This is a genomic window from Bifidobacterium merycicum DSM 6492 (assembly GCF_900129045.1).
In the GTDB taxonomy this organism is placed as follows: Bacteria; Actinomycetota; Actinomycetes; order Actinomycetales; family Bifidobacteriaceae; genus Bifidobacterium; species Bifidobacterium merycicum.
The window spans coordinates 121,433-145,058 of record NZ_FQTX01000003.1; the positions used below are offsets into that span (position 1 = coordinate 121,433).

18 protein-coding genes and 1 tRNA gene are annotated in these 23,626 nt (G+C 59.8%); 7 read left to right on the forward strand and 12 right to left on the reverse strand.

The features are described 5' to 3' along the window. Positions 1 to 123 precede the first annotated feature (123 nt). From BUB29_RS05710 to BUB29_RS05725, 4 genes are all read left to right on the forward strand, one after another. Entirely contained in the window at positions 124 to 1,311 is a 1,188-nt protein-coding gene (locus tag BUB29_RS05710; protein ID WP_033522732.1) for an MFS transporter, read from the forward strand. A gap of 236 nt (positions 1,312 to 1,547) precedes the next feature. Continuing rightward, complete coding sequence (locus tag BUB29_RS05715; protein WP_033522731.1) at positions 1,548 to 3,602, forward strand: DUF4037 domain-containing protein; 2,055 nt, start codon at positions 1,548 to 1,550, stop codon at positions 3,600 to 3,602. Positions 3,603 to 3,610: 8 nt separating this feature from the next. Next, on the forward strand, positions 3,611 to 4,285 hold the full coding sequence (locus tag BUB29_RS05720; RefSeq protein WP_081888396.1) for a DUF4125 family protein: 675 nt from the start codon (positions 3,611 to 3,613) through the stop codon (positions 4,283 to 4,285). Between the two features lie 144 nt (positions 4,286 to 4,429). Beyond that, the gene (locus tag BUB29_RS05725) at positions 4,430 to 6,112 is read left to right on the forward strand and encodes an alpha/beta hydrolase family protein (protein ID WP_033522730.1); all 1,683 of its coding nucleotides are present in this window, start codon (positions 4,430 to 4,432) and stop codon (positions 6,110 to 6,112) included. Here BUB29_RS05725 and BUB29_RS05730 read toward each other — a convergent pair. After that, the gene (locus BUB29_RS05730) at positions 6,083 to 6,550 is read right to left on the reverse strand and encodes a hypothetical protein (RefSeq protein ID WP_051914956.1); all 468 of its coding nucleotides are present in this window, start codon (positions 6,548 to 6,550) and stop codon (positions 6,083 to 6,085) included. The genes BUB29_RS05725 and BUB29_RS05730 overlap by 30 nt on opposite strands. Further along, a complete protein-coding gene (locus tag BUB29_RS05735; protein WP_081888385.1) occupies positions 6,547 to 8,397 on the reverse strand; it encodes a PspC domain-containing protein in 1,851 nt (616 codons plus the stop codon). The genes BUB29_RS05730 and BUB29_RS05735 overlap by 4 nt, the downstream gene beginning before the upstream one ends. A gap of 113 nt (positions 8,398 to 8,510) precedes the next feature. On the opposite strand from BUB29_RS05735, the gene BUB29_RS05740 reads away from it, so the two are divergent. Together BUB29_RS05740 and BUB29_RS05745 are read left to right on the forward strand one after the other, a co-directional pair. Then, the gene (locus tag BUB29_RS05740) at positions 8,511 to 10,127 is read left to right on the forward strand and encodes an ATP-binding protein (RefSeq protein WP_081888384.1); all 1,617 of its coding nucleotides are present in this window, start codon (positions 8,511 to 8,513) and stop codon (positions 10,125 to 10,127) included. Beyond that, a complete protein-coding gene (locus BUB29_RS05745) occupies positions 10,124 to 10,807 on the forward strand; it encodes a LuxR C-terminal-related transcriptional regulator (RefSeq protein WP_033522729.1) in 684 nt (227 codons plus the stop codon). Before BUB29_RS05740 ends, BUB29_RS05745 begins: the two co-directional genes overlap by 4 nt. Positions 10,808 to 10,866: 59 nt before the next feature. Here the strand turns inward: BUB29_RS05745 and BUB29_RS05750 are convergent, their stop codons facing one another. From BUB29_RS05750 to serS, 10 genes are all read right to left on the reverse strand, one after another. Continuing rightward, entirely contained in the window at positions 10,867 to 11,670 is an 804-nt protein-coding gene (locus BUB29_RS05750) for a GntR family transcriptional regulator (protein WP_033522728.1), read from the reverse strand. A 33-nt stretch (positions 11,671 to 11,703) separates the two neighbouring features. Then, positions 11,704 to 13,068: an aspartate aminotransferase family protein gene (locus BUB29_RS05755; protein ID WP_033522727.1), complete on the reverse strand. Its 1,365-nt coding sequence runs from the start codon at positions 13,066 to 13,068 to the stop codon at positions 11,704 to 11,706. 319 nt (positions 13,069 to 13,387) lie between these two features. Then, on the reverse strand, positions 13,388 to 14,881 hold the full coding sequence (locus tag BUB29_RS05760) for an amino acid permease (protein ID WP_033522726.1): 1,494 nt from the start codon (positions 14,879 to 14,881) through the stop codon (positions 13,388 to 13,390). Positions 14,882 to 15,019: 138 nt separating this feature from the next. Beyond that, positions 15,020 to 16,090 carry a phosphotransferase enzyme family protein gene (locus BUB29_RS05765; protein ID WP_033522725.1) on the reverse strand — a complete coding sequence of 357 codons (1,071 nt, stop codon included), beginning with the start codon at positions 16,088 to 16,090 and terminating at the stop codon, positions 15,020 to 15,022. A 295-nt stretch (positions 16,091 to 16,385) separates the two neighbouring features. Beyond that, a complete protein-coding gene (locus BUB29_RS05770) occupies positions 16,386 to 16,961 on the reverse strand; it encodes a cysteine hydrolase family protein (RefSeq protein WP_033522724.1) in 576 nt (191 codons plus the stop codon). Between the two features lie 33 nt (positions 16,962 to 16,994). Next, positions 16,995 to 18,404 carry a purine-cytosine permease family protein gene (locus tag BUB29_RS05775; RefSeq protein ID WP_327020859.1) on the reverse strand — a complete coding sequence of 470 codons (1,410 nt, stop codon included), beginning with the start codon at positions 18,402 to 18,404 and terminating at the stop codon, positions 16,995 to 16,997. 164 nt (positions 18,405 to 18,568) lie between these two features. Beyond that, a complete protein-coding gene (locus BUB29_RS05780) occupies positions 18,569 to 19,588 on the reverse strand; it encodes a PfkB family carbohydrate kinase (protein ID WP_033522723.1) in 1,020 nt (339 codons plus the stop codon). Between the two features lie 37 nt (positions 19,589 to 19,625). Next, complete coding sequence (locus BUB29_RS05785; RefSeq protein ID WP_081888382.1) at positions 19,626 to 20,618, reverse strand: ADP-ribosylglycohydrolase family protein; 993 nt, start codon at positions 20,616 to 20,618, stop codon at positions 19,626 to 19,628. A 181-nt stretch (positions 20,619 to 20,799) separates the two neighbouring features. Next, a tRNA-Ser gene (locus tag BUB29_RS05790) sits at positions 20,800 to 20,887 on the reverse strand. 117 nt (positions 20,888 to 21,004) lie between these two features. Then, on the reverse strand, positions 21,005 to 22,291 hold the full coding sequence (gene serS, locus BUB29_RS05795; RefSeq protein ID WP_033522721.1) for a serine--tRNA ligase: 1,287 nt from the start codon (positions 22,289 to 22,291) through the stop codon (positions 21,005 to 21,007). Between the two features lie 112 nt (positions 22,292 to 22,403). Between serS and BUB29_RS05800 the strand changes: the two genes are divergently transcribed. Beyond that, complete coding sequence (locus BUB29_RS05800; protein ID WP_033522720.1) at positions 22,404 to 23,513, forward strand: diacylglycerol/lipid kinase family protein; 1,110 nt, start codon at positions 22,404 to 22,406, stop codon at positions 23,511 to 23,513. The last annotated feature ends 113 nt before the right edge of the window (positions 23,514 to 23,626 follow it).

The window sequence follows — 23,626 nt, forward strand, 5'->3', positions numbered from 1 at the left end:
CGTCCAGCAGTCCGTTTCCGACATCCGGACTTTTACCTTCTTTACCAATCCCCCAAGGTATTTCCGTTTTACAATATCCCGTTGGTTACAACGTTTGACGCCACTTGTTACAGAGAGAACCCCATGAAAAGAAGCATCCTCGCGCTGGCATCCGGCGCGTTCATCCTCGGCGCCGCCGAATTCGTGATGATGGGCATCCTGCCCCAAACCGCCGCCGCCATGCACGTCAGCATCCCCGCCGCAGGCCACTACATCTCCGCCTACGCGATCGGCGTGTGCTTCGGCACGCTGATTCTGGTGTTCGGCCGCAAGGTGCCGCCGAAGAACCTCATCATACTGTTCATGGTGATCGCATTGGCGGGCAATACGCTCAGCGCGATCTCCGTGAACTCCCCCATGCTGTTGGTCGCCCGTTTCATTTCCGGACTGCCGCACGGCGCGTTCTTCGGCACGGCGACGCTGATCGCGAAAACGTTGGCCGATAAGGGCAAGGAAGCGCAATCCGTTTCGATGATGGTCACGGGCCAGACCGTGGCCAATATGCTGGGCGTTCCCGCCGGCACCCTGCTGGCCGAAACGATGTCGTGGCGTTTGGCGTTCGCGATCCTCGCCGCATGGGCGTTGATGACGATGGTGCTCGTCCTTGCTTGGGTGCCGTTCGTCGCGCCGATCAAGGACGCTGGCATCAAGGGCCAGTTCCGCTTCCTCACCCACGCCGGCCCGTGGCTGATTCTTCTGGCCGTGTTCTGCGGCAATACCGGCATTTTCTGCTGGTGGAGCTATATCTCGCCGTGGTTGCAGAAGACCGGCGGATGGCAGTCCGCGATCGTACCGCTGCTGATGGTGCTCGCCGGCTTCGGCATGGTGACCGGCGGCATCGCAGGCGGTCGACTGGCCGACTTGTGGAAGCCCGGCGCGACGGCGGCGCTGTCGCAGGGCATCGCCACGGTCGGCCTGCTGCTGGTGTTCCTTACCCCCGGCAATCACGTCACCACTGCGGTACTCACGTTCACGCTTGGTTTTGCCTTGTTCTTCAACGCCTCGCCGCAGCAGCTGCTGATGGTGCAGGCCGGTGAGGGCGGCGGCGAACTCATCGCCGGCGCGGCCGTGCAGATCGCCTTCAATTTCGGCAATGCTGTCGGTTCGATCATCGGCGGTGCAGCGCTGACGGTCACCGCCATGAACTACCACTACACGGGGCTCGCCGGTGCGCCGATCGCCCTGATCGCCGTGCTGATGCTCGTCACCTACTCGCGCCGATACGAAACCCGTACCGGTGCGCTGGAGCGTATGCGCGAAGTGCGGGTGTGAGCCGACCGGCACTTAGCAGACCCGTCCGCGACATCGTGGACGGGTTTTTCGTTCGGCGCCGATTCGAGTACTTGTTCAGGTGGGTACTCGTTTTAGGTGAGCACTCGTTCAGGTGGGCAATCATTCAGTCGGGCAATCGTCCGAAACGACAAACCGAACGAATCGTCCGATACCACCAAACCGAATCGGCCATACACTGAAAGAAGCATGCGGCGGATGCGCGATAAGGAGGACCCATGGTTGACGAGGAAGCATTGCTGGCGCAGTTCACGGCACGATTCGATCAGGATGCGGAACATGCCGTTACGGCGCAAACAGACGAAACGGCATCCGATGAAACACAGTCCGATGCTGAGGCGACTTTCGACACCGACCGTTTCCTGCAAGGATTGGATGCGATATTCGCCCGCCATACCGCGGCAAGCGAGGCGGCACCCTACCTCGAACAGGCCATGATCGACGCGGAGAACGCCGGCGACGAGGCCGGACTGCTCACCGTTCTCAACGAAACCATGGGATTCTACCGTTCCCAAGGCTGGCATGAAAAGAACCAGTGGATCGTGCAACGTGCCATCGAACTGGCCTTGCGCATGGGCTTGGAAGGAACCGAAATCTGGGCCACGACACTGATCAACTGCGCCACCGCGATGCGCGCCGCGCAACATTACGATCAAGCCGAGGACCTGTATACGCAGGCCCTGCAATGCGCCGAAAACGTCTACCCGCCGAAGGATCGCCGCATCGCCGCACTGCACAACAATCTTTCCATGCTCTACCAGGAGACCGGCAGGCCCGAGGCGGCCGAACGCGAGCTGCGTGAGACGATGCGGGTACTGCGTGAGGCGAGCGACGACCCGTCGACGGATATCGATCTGGCGAGCTCATGCACGAATCTCGCCCTGACGCTGCTGGACGAAGGCAAAACCGACGACGCCCGCGACTATGCGGACAAGGCGCTCGCCATCCATACCGCCGCACGGGCGCAAGGCGTGGATTCGGCGCATTATGCCGCCGCCTTGGCGGGTGCGGCACAGGTGCGTTTCGCGCAACGACAGTACGGTGAGGCCGCCGGATACTACCGTGAGGCACTGAACCTGATTGAGGATCGTTACGGCAAGGATACGGACTATTGGCGTACCACCGAGGAGAATCTGCGCAAGGCCTTGGATGCCGCAAAGACCGCGGGTCAGAGCATCGATGAGCCGACGCACAGGACTGCCGACAATCCGATGCCCAACGGCATGGAACTGGCACGCGACTTCTGGAAGCAGGCCGGCAAACCGATGCTGTTGGAACGCTACCCCAGGTATGCGGGTCGTATCGCCGCCGGACTGGTCGGATACGGTTCGGAATGTTTCGGATTCGATGATGCGTATTCGCGCGATCATGATTTCGGACCGCGCTTCTGCCTGTGGCTCACGGATGAGGATTACGCCGCCATCGGCGAATCGCTGCAACGGGATTACGAGCGCATCGCCGCCGCATGGCGAGCGGAACATACGGCACCGGGCGCACCCCACTCCCCCACCACTCCGCGAGCGCAGGGGGCCACACGCAGGGACGGCGTGTTCCGTATTGGCGATTTCTTCGAAGGCATCACCGGTTACCGCAAGGCTCCCGCGCAGGATGCGCCGCATGAATGGCTTATGCTGTCTGAATCCACGCTGGCCACTGCAACCAACGGCCGTGTGTTCGCCGACGCGCTCGGCGCGTTCTCTTCAACCCGTCAGGGATTCACGTTCATGCCGGAGGATGTTCGTCTTTCCCTGATTTCCCGCCGTCTCGGCATGATCGCGCAGGCGGGTCAATACAATCTGCCCCGCATGTTGAAGCGAGGCGATGGACCTGCCGCCATGGCCAGCATCCATGAGTTCGCACAGGCCACCGTATCGTTGGTGTTCCTGATCAACAACCCGGCTTCCGTGGGCTATGCGCCGTACTACAAGTGGCGGTTCGCGGCGCTACGCAGGTTGAGTGCACGCATGGTGACGCGTCTCGCCGACGTGTGCGGACAGTTGGAGGAGGTGCTGGAACTTGCATCGGCGGCATGTTTCGCCGATGCCGACTCGGTCACTCATGCTGGTTCCACTGGTCCCGCTGATTCCGTTGATTCCGCGCAGGTGTCGCCCGCCGATCGCGTTCATGCGATCATCGAGCATATCTGCGCCGAAATCGTAGGCGAACTGCGGCGCGAGGGCTTGACCGAATCGGATGAAACCTTCCTGGAATGGCAGCGCCCGTACGTCGAGGAGCATATCGTCTCCGACGCACCGTGCCTGCATAGTCTGTGAGCGCGGCCATGCGTACGAGCAACGATACGGCCAGCAGCACGAACAGCGGTACAACCGATGGCACGGCCAGCAGCACGCGCAACGATCTGGTCGAAACCATCGTGCGATTGGAATGGGATACGTTCCAGCGCACGACCAATACGGGCGGACGCGCCGCCTGCCAAGGCAACTGGCCTGTGTTCCATCAGATGCGCGCCAGCCAGTTCCTCACTTGGCCGGAGAATCTGCTTGCCAGTTACCGAGACGATCTCAAGGATGCCGAATATGTCGGCCGTAATCTCGTCACCGAGAAATACGCACGCATGATGCGCTCCACCCATCCCGAGGAGTATGCGGCGACCATCGAACCGTACATTCCGGCGCTTTCCGCCGCCCGTGAAACCGAACAGGAGACGATTATCGCCACGCAGGTGGCGTGGGCACGCGAGTTCCGCGAGCGCTACCCGAAACTGGGAGCGTCCATGCGCGTGCTCACCACCGCGGAGGATACGCCTGATGCCACGTCGTTCGAAACGTATCTTCGTGGCGAATTGGGCACTTATTCGGAGCGTACGCTCGATCTGTATGGGGATTTCGTGGCACGATTGGCTACCGAGCATCGCAATCTCACGGAGGAGACGATCGGGAACACGGTCCGGATCGCGGGATTCGCGGGGCTGGACGAGGCGGAACTCGCGCAATAGTCGCGGGAATCCGACGAAACGCCGAACATGACGGTTCCACTGCCGCCGGAACGTCCTACAGTGGCAACTGTGCGAGCAGAATCGAGAGGAACGAATACGCCGAAGGAACCGGCAACAACGGGGAGCACGGCGAAAAGAATAGGCATGACCGTCGCGCTGACGGCGCTGATCACTGTACTGCTGGTCGCGCTGTTGGGCGTGCTGGGGGTTGTGTGTACGCCACGCTGGCGGGTTGAACCGTTCACGAACCATATCACCGTGAAGTCGTCCAGCACCGCCATCCGCGCCAAGAACATCACCACTCCGCAGGAAGGCCGCTACCGTACCAAGGAGACGCATATCGCCGTCAACCTTGGCGGCGGCAAGTCGGTTAACGCGATTGTACGCGAGCCGGTCGGCGCTCCGGATGGTCATGCCGCTTGCCTGTTCCTGCATGGGTCGGGAACCGGTAAATCATCGGAAGCCTATGGCGATATCGCCTATGCGATGGCTTCGACCGGCATCACCACACTGGTGCCGGACAAGCGTCTCGACAACTATTCCATGTTGAGTCGCGATTACGAATCCAGTGCGAACGATTACGCGCAATCGTTGAAGATCCTGCGTGCATGGCCGGGCGTGGATGCTTCGAAGACGGGAATCTACGCCGAATCCGAAGGCACGTGGATCGCCACGGTGCTGACGGATGAACACCCCGATCTGGCTTTCGCCATTCTCGCATCCTCACCGGTGGTTTCCGGACGGCAGTTGATGGCGATGAGCGCCACCAACTATCTTGAGGCCGTGGGTGCTCCGAAGGCCGTCACCCGCATCATTCCGAAGCTGACGAGCCTGAGCGTGCAGGCTGTCGGCCCGAATTACGCCGATTTCGATGCGGCACGTTATCGCAAGTCGATGACCATGCCTCTGCTCATCGATTACGGAACACGTGATACGGCGATGCCGGTCGAGCAGGGTGCACGGTTGCTGACCCGTGCCGCCAATGCGGCAGGTAACCGCAATGTGACGGTGCGGTATTACTACGCGAACCATCAGATACGCACCGGTTCGGCCCAACCAGCTCCCGGATTGCCGTTGGAATCGCATTACACGCATGATCTGGAGGATTGGGTGAACGCCGTCGCCGCAGGTACGGATGCGTCTGGTTGGGCCACGCCGATGGTGGCCGGGGCGCAGCCCAACCAGACGCTTACGGCACCGACCGACACGTCGCCGGCGTTGGTGACTTCCGTGGGCGTGATCGCCGGGGCGATTGCACTGTGCCTGTTGTGCGCCCTGCTCGCCGCCATCGGCGCTCTCATATTGCTTGCCACGGGTCTGATCCGCGGTCACAGGGCGAAGCATGATTCGCGATCCGACCCGCAATCCGATTCAAGTCAAAGCCGAACCGCAGGCTCCGCCCGCATCCCGCAGCTGATGTTCCCACGTTTCACCGGTTCGCTGCGTATCGCGCTGATCGTCAATACCGTTCTTGCCGCGGGCGTGACATGCGTGTTCCTCGCTTATCTGGTCACCGTCATCGTTGATGCGATCTCGTTGACGAGTAATTCCACAATGTTGGCGAGGAACTGGCATATCGTCACGGCGCTCGCCTGGATGGCCGTCGTGGCCTTCGCCTGGTTGTTGGCCGAGCTGATCGTTGAGGCGTTCCAGCACCGCACCGGTGTGAATGCCGCGGCGCGGAACGCCTCCCATGCAAAGCCCGGAATCCAGGGCTCCTATGGCACTGCGAGCATCGGATTCGGTCATGCCATGCTGACCGTCTGCGTTGTGCTGTCGGCGGCGGTGTCGTTGGCGCTACTGGCGTTCTGGGGATTGTTCGGCTGAGCCGTTGTTCGTGCTGGCATCGGCACCGGTTCCCCCGTCAATGCCGGCATCGTTGGTTTTGCGCGCACGCACGGCACCGACGATTGCCCATACCGCGGCGACGGCGATGAACAATACACCGATTCCCCCGAATACGTATATGAGGAATCGTTGCGCTTCGACGCCGCTCCACCACATCTCCCTCGGCAAGCTCAAACCGCACAGTATGCTCACGAGGCCGATGATGCCCACGAACACGCCGAACACGACGGTCGCTTTGCTTACGCCGGAAGGCCTGATGATCTCACCGCCATAATACGCGTTCCCGTAACCTGCGTTCCCGTACGGTTCGCCTCCGTATGCCGGTTGCGATTGCGGCAACGCCTCGGTCGGCAAGTCCATATCCGGTTCCCGTACCGTTTCGTCAACAGGTATCCGTTGGGTTTCGTCGTCGCTCATTTCGTTCCTTTCCTTACCGCAGCGTTTCCCATCGTGTTGTCGGATGCATATTGCACCGCGACGCTGCCGCCGACGGTCGCGCTGACATTGGCCTGCAATTCCGGAAGCGCCGGCGCCTTGTTGTCATCAACGAAACAGGGCCAGTACTGCCGATTGTTGGTGATCTCGCGATACCCTTTGTCGATATCGGAAGACTTGAACGGCGTCGACCGGCCCGAATCATCACCGGCATCACCGTCCATGCCCGCACCCGTGTCAGCAGTGTCAGTGGGGCAGGTTTTGAACCCGGACGAGGACAACGCCCGCCTGCCAACGACCGAATCGGCTTCGGTTCCCCCGAACAGCGAAACCATGCCCCCGCCATTGTGGAGGGAAATCTGGTTCGGGCCTCCCACGAAGTCACTGATGGTGTAGCTGCCATCGACCGCCGTGTCCCCGAACGACCACCAGCAACCGTCAGGCAACGTGAGCACCACTTGCGCGTTCACGACGACCAGATTCAGTGTTCCTGCGGGGCAGGAACTCGTACCGTATGTACCGTCATTGAGTTTGACCTTATGCGAACCGTTGTTTTTGGCGTACTGGCTCAGGTCGATATGCAGCACGTCGGTGGCGTAACTGTTGCCGTATACGGCCATGCCACGCTCGTACTTCCTCATCTCGTCAGAAGTGGACCCCATGGTGACGGTTCCGTCGACCTTAACACGACTGTACGATTGCTCGATTTGAATCATTCGGTAGTCGAAAACCGAATACCCCACCATGCCAACGGCAATGACGCAGACCATGAACATCGATAGCCATGCCAGCGGATGCAAACCACCGGTCCTGCGACCAAGGCATCCGAGCACGACGATCACCAGACCGGTCACCAGGCAGACCGCACCCAGACAGACCGCGCTCGCACGCAGTATGTATTCAGGCTGCAGACCGTCATGTATCCCGTGTGTCATGACGCACCATGCACACACCGCGCATGCGATCAAGGCCAGACCGAACATCACTAGGACGAGCAGTGGCCCTGCAGACTTGCGGCGTTCCTTCCTGGGCGGGAGCGGCTGTTGAGGCCGTGCAGCAGCCGGAGCGGTGAACGTCGGTGGAACGTTGGTCGTGGAGAAGGCTCCGGGACGAGCCGCGGACTGCCGGTATGCCTGATACTGATGTTGCGATTGATATGGCGACTGGTACTGCGACTGCGGAGGCACGCCATGTGGGACGTTCTCACCAGCAGCACCGAATTGCGCCTGTTGAGCGGGGTTGACCGATATGGGCTGATTCGGCATGAATTGCTCCTGCACAGGTCGCCCTGGCATCGTCTGCCGACTCACTCCCGGCTGCGTCTGCCAGTTATTCGCCACACTCGACTGCCGGTTGATCACAAGCCACAACACCAAGGCGGCCAAGACGAACGTGAACCAACCGGCACCGGGGATACAGAGCGCCATAACGCAGAAAATCAACGCACCAACGCAATTCCAATCCCACACGCCATTGATCAGATCCTCGAAGAGAATCCGGTTACCGTTTTCATCCGGCAACAGAAGCCACGCCAAACCGTAGAACGCGGCACCCGCACCGAAGAACAATGCGGCGACCAGCATCAATGCGCGCACCAGCGCGACATTCCAACCGAGACGTTGCGCCAATCCGTCACACACGCCGCCGACCCAACGGTCACGCCCGCGCACAATCCGACTGGAACGGATCCAGGCAAAGAAGCGGCCGCCGCGCGAAGGACGGGGCTGACCATACGCAGGCTGTTGGTAATACGACTGTTCGGCGGCGTTGACCGATTCCGGTTCCGTCCCACTGCGGCCATTCAGCGAATCATCATGTGTTTCATTCATGCTTCCATTACACCAATCCGCATGCGATCCGCTTATCAGGGAACACCCTGAATCTGCCCTGAACACGGGTTGAACACCCTGAATATGCACTCCCGACGAAGCACAATGGAATCATGAGGTCTTTGGGAAAACCGCGATACACGCAGCAGCAGTACGATCAGGCGAGCGCCGTCTACATGGGTTATCGCTACGATCAGACATTGCGTGAAAACCGACCGCTGCCCACTCATCAAGCCCGACTACCACTGCTCAGGCCCCCATACGGACGCATGGGTGCCGGCATATGCAAAGCCATCAGCATGCATCTCGGGGTCTCCGTCACATGGATCCGATTGCTTTTCCTCATCGCCACAACATGGTTCGGAGCGGGCGTCATCGCCTACGTTTTCCTATGGATGGCCATCCCCGCCGGTGATCCCATCCAGCATGCCTATGCGCTTACCGCCAATCGCCCGCTTAGGCAATCACCACTTGCCAAAGGCAACAAACCCTACGAAACACATGCGGATTCCGCCAATCGAACGGCCTTCATGGAACTCCGGCAGAACAAGACGCAGGCTTATTCGCAGCATCAATCCCCAGGCCTCGCCGGCACCGACTTCACAGATTCCGATAATACGCAGGTTTACAGCGAAAGCCTTGAACAGACCCTCAGCAGAACGCCGAAACCCGTCCTGCTCGCCTTGGGTGGATTGATTGCGCTTTCCCTCTGCCCCGTTCTGCTAATGAGCGGCATCGAATCGTCCCTGATCGTCCCGCTGCTGCTGGGACTGACCGGAATCGGCGTCTCCTGGCTTCGGTTCAATGCCGAGAAAGGCCAGTTGTGGACTATGCTGGGTGGCATCGTCATCATTTTCGCGGCTTACGCGATGTATACGGGTTCGCGTGTACGAGCGCAATCGATGTCCATGACCACTACGCTGCTGTCCGGTTTGGCGCTGATTGTCGGCGTGCTGCTGGCAATCGTGCCGTGGATCATGGCGTTGATCCGCGATCTGGGCATGGAACGCGCGTTGAAGGAACGCGAGGAGGAGCGCGCCGACATGACCGCTCATCTGCATGATGGCGTACTGCAGACGCTGGCCTTGATCCAATTGCATGCCGACGACCATCAGGCCGTGTTCTCATTGGCACGCTCGCAGGAACGCGAACTACGTGAATGGCTGTATCAGGAACGTACCACGTCGGATCGTTCCGTCAACGCCGGTTTGAAGGAGATTGCAGCCATGGTGGAAGATGCCCATGGCAAGCCGATTGAGGTGGTGACCGTCGGAGACGCACGTCCGAGCGCGCAGACCGATGCCTTACTCGAAGCGACGCAACAGGCGCTGATCAATGCGGTGACGCACGGCGGCGAACCGGTTTCCGTCTATTGCGAGGCAACCGACACGCTGATCGAAGTGTTCGTACGCGATCATGGCGACGGATTCGATATGCACACGGTGCCGGTGAACCGTCTCGGCATCCGCGAATCGATCATCGGCCGTATCAAACGCCGCGGCGGTACAGTGGAGATAGTGTCACGTCCGCAGTGGGGTACCGAAGTGCGCATGCACATGCCGATCGCGGCAACACCGCCGCGTACACAACCGGCGGCAGGCGACACAGCGCAACAACAACAGCAACAACAGTCGCAACATCAGGCTGCTGTGCAAGGCTCGCAACGACGGCGTACACCATGGGAGACGTACGGCGGCCGAGCCGGCGACCGCGATAAGGAGCAGCAATGAATGATCAGGAACGGCAGATTCGAATCGCCATCGTCGATGATCATGAGATGTTCCGCGCCGGGGTGATTGCCACGTTGCAACCGTATTTCGACATCATCGGCCAAGCGGCGGATGTCGAGGGATCGGTGGCGATGATCGCCCAGACGCAACCGGATGTGGTATTGCTTGACGTGCACGTTCCCGGCGGTGAAGACGGAGGCGGTGCCGAAATCCTCGTCAAATCACGCATCTACTCCCCCAAAACCGTGTTTCTCGCGCTGTCGGTTTCCGACTCACCGCAGGATGTCGGCTCAGTGATCCGCGCCGGTGCGCAAGGATATGTGACGAAGACGATTTCCGGTGATGATCTGATTTCCTCCATCAAGCAGGTGCACGAAGGGTACGCCGTATTCTCGCCGAAACTGGCTGGATTCGTGCTGTCCGCCTTCCAGAACGGCTCGGCGACGGGCATGGGCACACAAGGCGGCACAATCCATGACGATGAGTTGGACCGCCTGTCGAACCGCGAGCAGGAGGTCATGCGGCTCATCGCACGTGGCTACACGTACAAGGAAGTGGCCGCGGAACTGTTCATCTCCATCAAAACCGTGGAGACGCACGTCAGCTCCGTACTGCGCAAACTACAACTGTCGAATCGCACCGAACTCACCCGCTGGGCCGTGAACCGCCGCATCGTGTGACGCCGGAGGAAACGGCCTCTTGCAAACCCCTCAAACCCCGCAAACGGGAATCGTCCAACCTATTTCACGGTATTCGCCGAGTCTGCGTCTTTCCCCATATTCTGCGTTGCAGATAGGCGAACATAGCCGGAATGGTGCATGGTGAACCGCATCCGATCGGCTATATACACATCGGTGGCCCGCTCGAACGGGCGACCATCCGACGCATAGGCAATCCGGTGAATGCGCATCAGCGGGGTTTCCGCATCAATCTGCAGCAATTCATTCTCACGTTCATCGCCGATCACCGATTCCAATGTTTCGTCCACATCGCACGGGTACACGCCATAGTCACGCTCAAACATGGTGTAGAACGGCATCGTCAGATCCCGCGTCAAAAACTGCGGGAACACATACGCCGGCAACCGCGATCGTTCCAATGAAAGCGGCTGGTCTTCGATGTACCGCAGCCGCATGATGTCGTAGATCATCGGATGTTCGCCTGGCAACCGCAATAATCGCACGTCGGAAACGGAAGCCGGGGCAATCACCGCCCGCAATACCTTCGACGAAACGCGCATGCCTTGCCTACGCGCGATCGTCGGCAACGATTCCACGGTATTGATATTGCGCTCCAGACGCCCGTCCGATACGATGACACCGCCGGCCCGCCCGATTTTCCTGATAATCTCATGATTGGATTCCAGCACGGTCAACGCGTTGCGCAAATCGGAACGGCTGATGCCGAAACTTTCGGCAAGAGCCCGTTCCGATCCAAGCTTTTCTCCGGGGAGGAGCTCCCGTTCGCGTATGCGAGCACGGATACGCTGGACCAGTTCGCTCGTAGCGCTTCGCTCGCGCCCGACGCCGGCATGATCTTCCATATCCGCGCCCTTTCCTCATAGCTATCTGCCGTTTTACAACTTCAATGTTTCCAAGGTTTTAGTGAATCCATCCATGAACCAGTCCACGTCGGATTCGCTGAATACCAGCGGCGGACGCAGTTTGAGGATGTTTCCATAGCGCCCGCACACGGAAGTGAGGATGTGGTTGTCGCGCAGGGTTTCGAGGATGTCCAACGCAGCTTTCTGATCCGGGTTCTTGGTACCGGGCTTGACGATTTCGCAGCCGATGTACAGACCCGCGCCACGCACGTCGCCGATGCAAGGGTGCTCCGGCATAAGCGAGGTGACGGCGTCTTTGAACACCTTGCCGACCTTCTTGGCGTTGCCCATGGTATCTTCATCGCGCATCACGTCGAGTACGGCCTGGGCGGCGGCCATGCATACGGGGTTGCCTCCGAACGTGTTGAAATACGGGATGGATCCGGCGAACGGTTCGAGCACTTCATGCTTGACAGCCATAAGGGAGGTGGGCAGGCCGTTGGCCATGGGCTTGCCGGAAGTGACGAGATCCGGCACGATGCTTTGGCGTTCGAATCCCCAGAACGCATCGCCGGTGCGGGTGAAGCCAGGCTGCACTTCGTCGGCAATCCATACGCCTCCCAGCTCGTGGACGGCGTCGATGACCGGCTTCAGATAGCCGACCAGATCGGGGTACACGCCATCGGACGAGAAGATGGAGTCTGCGAGCAGCGCTGCGAACTTGATGCCGTGACGTTCCATATCAGCCACGGCCTTGCGCACTTCACCGGCCATCCAGTTGCCGAATTCCTCCGCAGTGCATTCCGAGGCAGGCTTGCCGTCGATAACCAAACGATAGGTATCCGGGGTCGGGATCATGCGCATGGTCAGTCCCAGCGTCTGCGCGGTTCCCAGGGCCGGGGAAAGTTTGGATGTCAGTGCGGAATTGCCATGATAGGCCTCATGCGTCACGATCACACCTTCGCCACCGGTATAGACCTGAGCCACTCGTACAGCCAGATCGTTGGCTTCAGAACCGGTGCATTGGAACATGATACGGTCGAGCTCGTCGGGCATGGTCGAAAGGATATCTTCCGCATAGTGCAGGATGTTTTCGTGCAGATAGCGCGTGTGCGTGTTGAGCATCGACGCCTGCTTGGACAAGGCTTCGACCACACGCGGATGGCAGTGCCCGACCGATGCGACGTTGTTGTACACGTCCAGATATTCCTCACCGTCGGCATCCCACAGGTGCGATCCACGACCTTTCACCAGATGCACCGGATTGCGGTAAAACAAACGATAGGCGGGGCCGAGCACGTCGCGTTCCTCGGTGAGCTTGCGTGTTTCCGGATCGAGGGCGGCCGCCATTTCCGGGCGAAAGCTGTTGGTGTCCATAATGGTTGATCGGGTTGCCATGATTCCTTCTTTCGTTGGCTTCCTGTGGCGTTACCCACACGGTAATGCAACTATGTTGAGCGGCTGATACAGCGCAGAAACAAACCATTTCCGCCGTTTTCCGCCTATTTGGTCGACCTTTTGGGGCTGCAGCGATCATGATTCCTGCAGCCGCGCAGGTTGGTTTTCCATACGTTTCGCGTTTTATGATTCCGGTTTTCATGAATCGGATTTCGCACGTTTGCAAAAGCCGCACCCTCGGCGGATGCGGCTTTCACATGTGGTCACATGCCACGCCCGGAAATGGCGATATGGCAGTGATCGATAACCGATTAGTCGATCAGTTTCCCGTCTTGTACTCGGCCTTGCCTCCAGAGGCGGCGAATTCCTCTTCCGGAGAAAGCACCAGGTGCTTGCGCCCATAGACCGCGAAGAACACAGTCGCCAGAAGGTAGATGATCACCATGGCGTATACGGCCAAACGATAATCCGGGTTCAGCAGCACAGCCACGAAAATGCAGAACGCGAGCAGACCAGCGATAACCGCACCCGGCAGACCGAATGGGCTGGTGAACGGACGTTTGATATCGGGCATCTTCTTTCTGAGAATCACATAGGAAACCATTTGCAGCAGGTACGCCAGCACAGCACCCCAAACGGCGATGTTCAGCACCACCGAACCAGCTCCATCACCGCCGTATGCAATGATGAACAGGGCCGCGAAGCCGATGATCGCGCCGACGATCAAACCCCAATACGGCGTCTTCTTCTTGCCTGTCAACGACAGGAATGCGGGATAATAGCCAGCGCGAGACAGCGAATACAGGTTGCGTCCGTAAGCAAACATGATGCCCTGAATGGATGCCAGCAGGCCGATTAGAGCGAAGGCGGACAGCACCGCGGCGAGATTGCCTGGCAGAATCGCACGGTATCCATCAAGCAACGGCTCATCGGAACCGGCGAGCGCTTCGGAACCGACCACAGCCGGGTTCAGGAACACAATGATCAACGCGGACAGTCCCAGCGTGAAAATGCACAGGCGGGACGACTTCGGAATGTTCTTTTCCGGCTCACGTACTTCCTCGGCGGCCAGCGGTAGCTGTTCGATGCCGAGGAACAGCCACATCGCGAACGGCATGGCATAGAAGATGGCACCCGGCCCGAACGGCAGGAATGCGGAATTTTCGCCGGTCGGCTTGATGTTGGGCAGTGTGGTGAAATCGGCTTTACCGGTCATGAAAGCGCCGATACCGAATAGGGCGACGATGGCAAGCGCGGCGATGGATACGACTTCGGCGAAACGGAACGACGTTTCGGCACCCATCCAATTCACCACTACGAAAATCGCGTACAAGGCAAGCCACCAGACCCAAGCCAAGCCATGCTCATCCAGCGAATAACCGGTCAGGTTGGACAGAATGGCGTCGGCGTATGCCGATGAGAAGTACACGATGGTGGCCGCGGTCATTACGTATTCGATGGTTTCCGCAAGTCCGGTGAAGAAACCGCCCCACGGCCCCATGGCCGCTCGCGCGAAGGAATATGCGCCGCCTGTATGAGGCATGGCCGATGCCATTTCGCTGATGGAGTTCAGCATAAGCACATACATGAGGTACACGACGATGGCGGCCATCAGCATGCCGCCCCATCCGGCTTGGGCGATGCCTCCGTTCCAACCGGAGAAATCACCGGAAATCACCGCCGAAATGCCGATGGCCCACAGGCCGAATGCTCCTGCGGTTCGTTTAAGCTGGCGTTTTTTGAAGTAGTCCTTGTCGGTTTCGACGTAGGTCACGCTGCCTATGGATCGTCCTGAAACGGTTGACGCAGTCATTGCAATCGCCTTCCTCTCTTATTTCGGCGAGTTATGCCATTGATTCCTCATTTGGTTGTATGTGGTCGGATGTTGTTCAGTTATAAAAATGGATGTCGCGATCTCGCGATGTTGCATTCGATCCCGTCTGCCGCCGCGTCAATGCAACAGCCAGAGCGGGTCCTCAAGATAGTTCTTCGCGCACATCACGCTGCCCGGAGCCTGCTGCGCGGACAACCCGTCGGGTAGGGCATCCTCGCGATGGCTGGTAGTCCAGCCGAGCATCTGCATGCGTCGGATCATCGACAGCGCGGACATGATGTGCAGTTCCTCATCCGTGAACGAGCCGGCGACGCGCTGGTACCCCTTGACCCATGCCTTGGCAAGATCGGGAGCGTACGATTCGTGCTCGATGAAGCTCAGCGAGGAGGCATAATCGTAGAGATACCAGCTATATCCGGCATCATCGAAATCGATGACGGTCAATTTTCCGTCATCGCCGCGGATCACATTCGACGGGCGCAGGTCGGCGTGGATGAGTCCCCAGGTGTCATTGGTCCTCGGCACTTTCATCACCACGTCCATGGCCTTCCACAACGCGGTATCGCACAGTTGTTTCTCATCGTCGGTAAGATCGGCGTTTTCCCAACGTCCCCAGCGGGGCGCGGGGCCGACCATATTCGACAGATCCCAGTTGAACCGCGTGAAACCATACGGTTTGCTCCACGTACGCGACTGCTTATGGAATTTCGCGGCCCATTCGCCAATAGTCTCGTAATAGGGTGCGGGATTGTCGAGATCCTCCAGCACGATTCCTTCCACGTATTTGGTGGAGATGACCGTCCAGCCCACACCATTCAGATCGGTAATCTTCGTTACGAACGTGCCACGGATGGTGGGAACCGGATTGATCAGGCTGATGCCGTCGATATTATGCAAAGCGTTCAGCCAACTGATTTCCGAGGCCACAGCCTCCGGGCCGCCAACATAACCGGGCTGCGAGACACGCACCACGCCTTGCGGATCGCCATCGAGCAGCAGCAGGAACGTTGCGTTCTCCGACACGGTGATGAGGTTGAGCCGGGCACGATGGTGGTCGATGCCCCAAGCCGCACACACACCTTGGAACAGCCAAAATGGTGCCGGGCATCCTTTGGTGAGTCCGCTGAACGTATCCAGACTGACCGCTTGCGTGGGATCGTCAAGCAGGCTGGTGATCTGCTGTGCCATGGTGGCCTCGATTCAAACATGGGATTTTCGGGTGAGAGGAACGGCTATGCGTGAGTCCTCTTTGCGAAACTGGTGATACCCATGATTGTGCCGGAATCGCCCCTTACAATCGCCACCGCACTGTTACGCCGCAGTTACAAAAGCACGCCGCCAGATTAATGGCGTATTACCAAGGCCGGTCCAGGTGTCTTCCCCACCACCGAGTTTCCTTTCCGAGCTTCAACCTCTTCCCGATACAGCGAAACGGGGTCTGCCGGGTTCGCCCGGCAGACCCCGCAAAGCAACGGGTTATTGTTCACTCCACCGTAGAATCACCCACGATGGAATCGGTATCGGCAACCGTGACCAGCGGCGTGAACAACGCCATGGTATCCAATGCCATCCGGTGGTTTTCGGGCGAGCTGCCGGCGCAGGCGTCGGCGGCCACGCGCACGGCCACGCCGCTATCGGCGGCGGCGAGCACGGTGGTAAGCACACAACAGTCGGTGGCGACCCCGCACACGGTGATCTTCTTGGCGCCTGAAATGGCTTCGCTCAGCGCGTCACCCCATTTGCCGAACGTGTCGCAACTGACCACGGCATGGCCTTTCGCCAACGCCGCGGTGTCGTCGGTGAGATCGTACATCGGATCATCGGGAGCGACCAGAAACTGCGGCCAGCCTTTGAAATAGTCGATCCAGGCGTTGTGCGGCGGCTGCGGCGCAATGTAGCACGTGTAGACCACGCGGTCGCCGAACGCTGCGGCCAATCGCGCAAACGCCTCATCAGTGTTGTGATAGGAGCCGTCCGGGCATGCCCACGTGGACCACTCGCTTTCCGCGAAAACACGCTGCCGGTCAATGACGACAAGCCATTCATCCTCTGCGATCATGACTCTTCCTTTCCTTTCGTCACTCGCATCCGCTCAGACTTCCGAAGCCGGCAGATCGGCTTCCTGCTTGGCGATGTCGCCGCGCTGGAACAGCAACGCTCCGACGAGACCGACGATCAGCGCGACGATCACACCAAGGTTGGCCGCGGCCCAACTGCCGCCCTTACCGCCGATGAGGAACAGCAGATAGCCCTGCCAGTTCAGCCAATTGGCGGCGGTGTTGATCACCAAACCCCAGCCGAGCACGGTACCGACGATGAGAATGGCGAAGGATTTGCCGTTCCAAACACCGTAGCGTCCCTTCGCATCGTAGAGGTCGGTGGTGCTGTAGTCCTTTTTGCGAATGATCACATCGGCCACGAACATGCCGGCCCAGACGGCCATCGGCACGCCAAGCGTGGTCAGGACGCCTTGGAACGGGCCGATGAACGTGTCGGAGAAGAAGGTCACATAGACCACGCCGAGCACGGTCAGGGCCGCGGTGAGCGCAGCGGCCACGGTGCGCGGCAGCTTGACGCCGAAGGAGAGCAGTGCGAGTCCGTTGGAATAGTTGTCCATGATGGCACCGGACATCAGGCCGAGCACGACCATGATGGTGTATGGGATCAGGTACCAGGTCGGCAGAATGGACGCTATGGCGCCAATCGGATCATTACCGACGTTTTCGGCCATGTCGGCATTGGAGACGGCCAGCAGCAGACCATAGAAGATGAGGAACACGTTGGCGATGGACGCGCCGAACGTCGTCCAGAACACGATGCCGCCGTTGGAGGATTTGCGCGGCAGATACCGCGAGTAATCGGCCGCGACATTCACCCAGCCCAAGCCGAAGCCGGTCATCACAAAGAAGCAGCAGCCAAGCATGGCGGGCAATGAACCGGATGGCACGGAATTGATGGCGGAGAAGTCGATGTGTCCCCAGCCGAGAATGAAGAAGCCGACGGTGATCACACCTGTCACGATGGTGATGATCTGCTGGCAACGCATGATCAGGTCGTAGCCGAAGATGCCCGCGACCACTACAAGACCGACCACCACGATGGTGGAGATGATCTTGGGCATGACACCGGAACCCCAGCCGAGTTTTTCGATGGCGCTCGACATGGCGAGCACGGCGGTGGTGGTCAACGAGATCTCCCAGCCCAGCGTGGCGATCCAGCTGAGCGCCGCCGGCACTTTGGCGCCTTCAACGCCGAAGGTGGCGCGGGTGAGCACCATGGTAGGCGCATTGCCCCGCTTGCCTGCGATGGAGACGACACCGACCAGCAGGAACGACATGACCACACCGATGACGATCATGGCGGTGGCCTGCCAGAACGAGATGCCAAAACCGAGCGCCCATGCGCCATATGACATGGCGAACATGGAGATATTGGCCGCGAACCACGGCCAGAACAGGCTGGCCGGTGTGCCCTTGCGCTCTTCCTCGGAAATAATGTCAATACCCTACTCCTCGATGGAGAGGGCTCCCTTTTCATTGCTCATATAGGAACTCCTTGAGTCTGCTTCGCGACGGTGCGAGCAGATCATTCACGCACGCCGCGTCACCGCGTTGCGCACATGATATAACCAACTTATAGTCATTTATACTATAAGTCTCACCATGGTTATTCCAAAAGCCTTTCGACTTCATCCCGACCAGGGCATGTGGCCGGGCCGTGTTTCGTCACCGCCAACGCCGCGGCGGCATTGGCATAGCGTACGGCATCATCCAACCGTGCGCCTTCGCACAGTCGCGCGCACAGCACGCCGGCATGGCAGTCCCCGGCACCATTGGTGTCCACCGCCTTCACCGGGAAACCGGCAATATGCTGCGGCTCACAGCCGGGAATCGCCAGCCATGCGCCGTCCTTGCCCGTACGCACGATCACCGTGGCGCGCAATCGATCGCGCAACCACGCGACCAGCGATGCGTCAACCTCAGCATCCCGCATATCCACAGCAGGCGCACACTCTTCCGCAATCCTGCGGCCACAGGCACCGCAGGCATCGCCATCAACGCCATCACCCTGCAATCGCATCAATCGTTGCGCGATCAGCATCGCTTCACGCTCGTTGCATGACCATATCGGACGATAGTCGAGCATTGCGCGGAACATACGGTCATCCACCTGCGCAATCACCGGAGAAGCGTCGAATACCACAGTGAACTCACGACGTTCGGCTGTTCTTCGCATGAAAGCAAGCAATGCCGCCGCCGTGCGATGTACCAAGGTGTATCCGCTGATATGCACCACGTCTTGGGCGGAAGGATCGACGGCATCGAACGCGTCGGCCTCTCCATACGCCTCGGCGCCACGTGTCGAGATGAAGGTTCGTTCGGCGTTCGCATCGGTCAAGGCCATGCAGAATCCCGAATCACGGGAGCCATCACGCCTGCCGATATGACGGATGCCGTGCAGTTTCAACGCTTGCATGATCTGCGATGCCCACGGCCCCGTACCGATGATGCCGGCATGCGATGCTGCGACACCCATACGGCGCACGGCGTACAACGTGTTGAAACTGGCACCGACCTGCGTTTGCACACCGTCGACGAACACGTCTTCGCCCGCATGGGGCACGGCGGTCACGTTCATGGTCAAATCGACGATGACTTGCCCAAGTGAAATAACCTGCCCCACCATGTCAGCGCCTTCCGTGTCGTTGCCACATTTCCATTGTCTAACACATATCACCGGCATCACGCAACGCGCACAACGCGGAGACGGTAGCCTTCAAGTCAAGGTGGTTATCCTCCGCAAGCTGCGACAGCACCTGATCGAGCATGGCGGCGTCAAAGCCTTGCACGCCATGCCAAGCGCCCAGCATCGCGCCGGTAATGGCGGCGATGGTATCGGTGTCGCCGCCTATGGAAGCCGCGAAACACAAGGCTCGCGTCGGATCGTCGAAAAAACGCGTGGCGATGGCGAACGCCGCAGCCACCGATTCATTCGATTCCACGCTCGTACCGCAATCACGTTGGAGCGTCAGCGCGAATTCGTCGTCACCCACCTTGCGACCGTCTTGTTCGACCCAATCCATGAAGTGCCGCACACGTGCCAGCACCGAGGCTTTTGGCGACCAGTTGCCGCGCTGAGGGAGCGCCTGCACGAAGTTCACCGCCCGATGCAGGAAATCACGTTCACCCTCGATGGCGAAACTCACCGCGGAAGCCACCAATGTGGTCGATTCAATGCCCTGCACCGTGTTATGCGTCACCACACAGGAGCGCCAGGCGGCATCCGCGAGCGCTTCGCCCGGGCGGAACGCGATACCCACCGGGGTGGCGCGCATGGCCCCGCCATTGGTGGTGCCGAACCGGCCGGTTTTCTCCAAGCTGACGCCTTCGGTGAGTTTTCGCAACGCCGCTTTGGTGGACGGCCCCAGCAGATCAAGCGATCCCTTGGCCTTCATATCGGCTTCCCACTGCAACAGATCACGAGCGTACCGGGCGTTGTCAAGGTGTCCGCCATCTTCGATAAGCCGCTGCGCGAGCACGAACGCCTGTTCCGTGTCGTCGGTGACCGCGCCAGCCTTCATATTCGGCGCGATGGGCTGCTGCGGCACTGCGTTCACGAGCCGAGTGATCGAACCGCCGTAATACCGGCGTATGTCGGCCGCCGACATGCTCTGCGTAGGCATGCCCAGCGCGTCGCCCAACGCGAGTCCGGCCATGGCTCCGTAAGCACGATCCCTTACCTGCAGCGTTCCCGAACGTTCAGTCACCACCAACCCCTTTCTCAAGACCCGGCCGTCGCATGAAATCCAACCGTCTCAAGACCCAGCCGTCGCACAACCCAAAATATCAGGATTTGGGCAACAAAAAGGCTTACTGGGGGAATCCCAGTAAGCCTTATGGCGGGCAGAGCGAGATTCGAACTCGCGGAGGCTTGCACCTCAACGGTTTTCAAGACCGTCTCTTTAGACCGCTCAGACATCTACCCGTGCACTTATCACACAAAACGTCAATATAGCACAACCCGACGAAACAAGCCGAAGCACGCGAAAAGGGACCTGCGTGAACGCGGGTCCCTTCGAAAACTAGGCAGAAACCGAAAGAATCAGGCTTCCCACTTGGTCGGCTCGATGACTTCCTTGCCGCCCATGTACGCACGCATGGCCTTCGGAATCTCGATGGAGCCATCCTTCTGCTGGTGGTTCTCCATGATGGCGACCAGCCAGCGGGTGGTGGCCAGAGTGCCGTTCAGCGTGGCCACGGCGCGGGTGGAGCCATCCTCGGTGCGCTCGCGGATGTTGAGACGACGCGCCTGATATTCGGTGCAGTTGGAGGTGGAGGTGAGCTCGCGGTAGCGGCCCTGGGTCGGAACCCAGGCCTCGCAGTCGAACTTGCGGGCCGCGGAGGAACCCAGATCGCCGGCGGCGGTATCGATGATGCGGTACGGCACCTCGACCTTGCCGAGCATCTCCTGCTCCATGGCCAGCAGGTGCTCATGCTCCTTGTAGGAGTCCTCCTGCTTGGCGTAGACGAACATTTCGACCTTGTCGAACTGGTGCACGCGGATGATACCGGAGGTGTCCTTGCCTGCGGCGCCGGCCTCACGGCGGTAGCAGGAGCTCCAGCCGCAGTAGCGCAGCGGGCCGTTCTCCAGGTTCAGGATCTCGTTCTCGTGCATGCCGGCGAGCGCCACTTCGGAGGTGCCGACCAAGTACTGCTCGTCAGGTTCGCGCAGACGGTAGATCTCGTCCGCATGGGAGTTCAGGAAGCCGGTGCCGCGCATCACTTCGGGGCGCACCAGCGTCGGGGTGATGGCGAGGGTGAAGCCGTGCTCCTCGGCCTGATCGACGGCCATGGTGAGCATGGCGATCTGCATGCGGGCGACCGCGCCGCGCAGGAAGTAGAATCTGGAGCCGCCGACCTTCACGCCGCGTTCCATATCGATGCCGGCCACGCCACGGCCCAGGGTGAGGTGGTCCTTCGGCTCGAAGCCTTCGGCCGCGAAGTCGCGGATGTCGCCGACCTTCTTGACGACGACGTAATCGTCCTCGCCGCCTTCCGGAGCTTCCGGCTCGACCACGTTGGACAGCTTCCACATGGCGGTGGTGTATTCGCCGGTGGCGGCATCGGCGGCGGCCTTGTATTCGGAGACCTTCTTGGAGAGTTCCTTGGTCTCGGCGATGAGCTTGGCCTTGTCGTCGCCGGACGCTGCGGCGACCTTCTTACCGATTTCCTTCTGCTGGGCGCGGGCGGCTTCAAAATCCTTCAGCGCCGCACGACGCGCCTCGTCGGAGGACAGCACCTCGTCGACGAGCTCGACGGACTCCCCGCGCTTGCGCTGGGATTCCTTGACGATATCAGCGTGTTCTCGAATGAATTGAATATCAAGCATGGCCTTAAGCCTAGTGCCGTGTAGCGACGCACCGGATATGTTCGTGCAGGATTAGGGCGGATTCTTTCAAAAGGCACGCCCGTCTGTCCTGTTCTTCGCAAAAATAGGGGGCATGTCGAAAACTGCACTCATCACCATCACGGTCATCGTCGCCGTCATCGCCGCGATCTCAGCGATCGTGCTGTTCGTGCGTTCCCGCAAACGCCGCAAACTGGCCAACGTGCTTGACCGTCGCGACAATGATTCCGTGCATTACGCGTTCATCATCAACCCTTCGAAGCCGCAGGCCGCCGAACATAGACGTTTCATCGCCTCGTACTGCGCGAATCACGGGTTCAATGACATCGAGTTCATCGAAACGCAGCTCGACAAGGACGGCAGGGTCTGCGCGCAGGAGGCGTTGGCCCATGGGGCGGATGTGGTGGTCGCCGTGGGTGGCGATGGCACGGTGCGCACCGTCGCCAGCGCCGTGGCCGGCACCGGTCACGCCTTGGGCATCATTCCCATCGGCACCGGCAACCTGTTCGCCCGCAATATGGGCATTCCCGTGGGGGATATCGAGGCCGCGCTCACCGTGGCGACATCGCATGGCTCGCGCAACGTGGATATGGGCCGTATGGCGATTCTCGACAATGAGAACGAGGATCACGGCCATGCGTTCCTTATCATCGCGGGCATCGGTTTCGACGCCGCGATGATCGACGACACCGATCCGGAATTGAAGAAGAACATCAGCTGGCTGGCGTATTTCGTCGGCGGCGTGAAGAACCTTTTCGCCCCCAAATACCATGGCACCGTCACCATCACCAGCGCGGACGGCAGCACGCATTCGCGCAGCGGCCTCACCTTCCGCACGTTCATGGCGGGTAATTGCGGTGAGATCCCGATGTTCTCGCTTATGCCCAGCGCATCGGTCGACGATGGCATCCTCGATTTCGAGATCATCGATACGACCGGCGGCATAATCGGCTGGACGAATCTGTTCGGCGACATCGTCTACCAGACCGTCACCCGCAAGCCCGAGCAGAACCCCATCTCCATCAATTCGAAGGTGGACCAGATTCAGGGTATCAGCGCGGAACTCACGTTGGAGAAGCCCGCTTTGGCCGAAGTGGACGGCGATATCCTCGGCGAATCGCAGCATATCCGCATCAGTGTGGAGAGGCATGCGCTGATTGTGCGCGTACCGGAGGTTCCCGGAACCGCGGGCATGACCGCCTGACCGTTTCGGCAAGATCATATTCGGCGGGGCGTCATAGTGGCGTCCCGTTCCGCTTTTTCGCATGCCTTCATGACAGGAAAGGCACACCACCCGCAACCATAACCTGCACTACT

Excerpts from the sequence above, each read along its gene's own strand:
- BUB29_RS05710 (WP_033522732.1), top strand. The coding sequence starts at position 124 with ATGAAAAGAAGCATCCTCGCGCTGGCATCCGGCGCGTTCATCCTCGGC.
- BUB29_RS05715 (WP_033522731.1), top strand. The coding sequence starts at position 1,548 with ATGGTTGACGAGGAAGCATTGCTGGCGCAGTTCACGGCACGATTCGAT.
- BUB29_RS05720 (WP_081888396.1), top strand. The coding sequence starts at position 3,611 with ATGCGTACGAGCAACGATACGGCCAGCAGCACGAACAGCGGTACAACC.
- BUB29_RS05725 (WP_033522730.1), top strand. The coding sequence starts at position 4,430 with ATGACCGTCGCGCTGACGGCGCTGATCACTGTACTGCTGGTCGCGCTG.
- BUB29_RS05730 (WP_051914956.1), bottom strand. The coding sequence starts at position 6,550 with ATGAGCGACGACGAAACCCAACGGATACCTGTTGACGAAACGGTACGG.
- BUB29_RS05735 (WP_081888385.1), bottom strand. The coding sequence starts at position 8,397 with ATGAATGAAACACATGATGATTCGCTGAATGGCCGCAGTGGGACGGAA.
- BUB29_RS05740 (WP_081888384.1), top strand. The coding sequence starts at position 8,511 with ATGAGGTCTTTGGGAAAACCGCGATACACGCAGCAGCAGTACGATCAG.
- BUB29_RS05745 (WP_033522729.1), top strand. The coding sequence starts at position 10,124 with ATGAATGATCAGGAACGGCAGATTCGAATCGCCATCGTCGATGATCAT.
- BUB29_RS05750 (WP_033522728.1), bottom strand. The coding sequence starts at position 11,670 with ATGGAAGATCATGCCGGCGTCGGGCGCGAGCGAAGCGCTACGAGCGAA.
- BUB29_RS05755 (WP_033522727.1), bottom strand. The coding sequence starts at position 13,068 with ATGGCAACCCGATCAACCATTATGGACACCAACAGCTTTCGCCCGGAA.
- BUB29_RS05760 (WP_033522726.1), bottom strand. The coding sequence starts at position 14,881 with ATGACTGCGTCAACCGTTTCAGGACGATCCATAGGCAGCGTGACCTAC.
- BUB29_RS05765 (WP_033522725.1), bottom strand. The coding sequence starts at position 16,090 with ATGGCACAGCAGATCACCAGCCTGCTTGACGATCCCACGCAAGCGGTC.
- BUB29_RS05770 (WP_033522724.1), bottom strand. The coding sequence starts at position 16,961 with ATGATCGCAGAGGATGAATGGCTTGTCGTCATTGACCGGCAGCGTGTT.
- BUB29_RS05780 (WP_033522723.1), bottom strand. The coding sequence starts at position 19,588 with ATGGTGGGGCAGGTTATTTCACTTGGGCAAGTCATCGTCGATTTGACC.
- BUB29_RS05785 (WP_081888382.1), bottom strand. The coding sequence starts at position 20,618 with ATGGCCGGACTCGCGTTGGGCGACGCGCTGGGCATGCCTACGCAGAGC.
- serS (WP_033522721.1), bottom strand. The coding sequence starts at position 22,291 with ATGCTTGATATTCAATTCATTCGAGAACACGCTGATATCGTCAAGGAA.
- BUB29_RS05800 (WP_033522720.1), top strand. The coding sequence starts at position 22,404 with ATGTCGAAAACTGCACTCATCACCATCACGGTCATCGTCGCCGTCATC.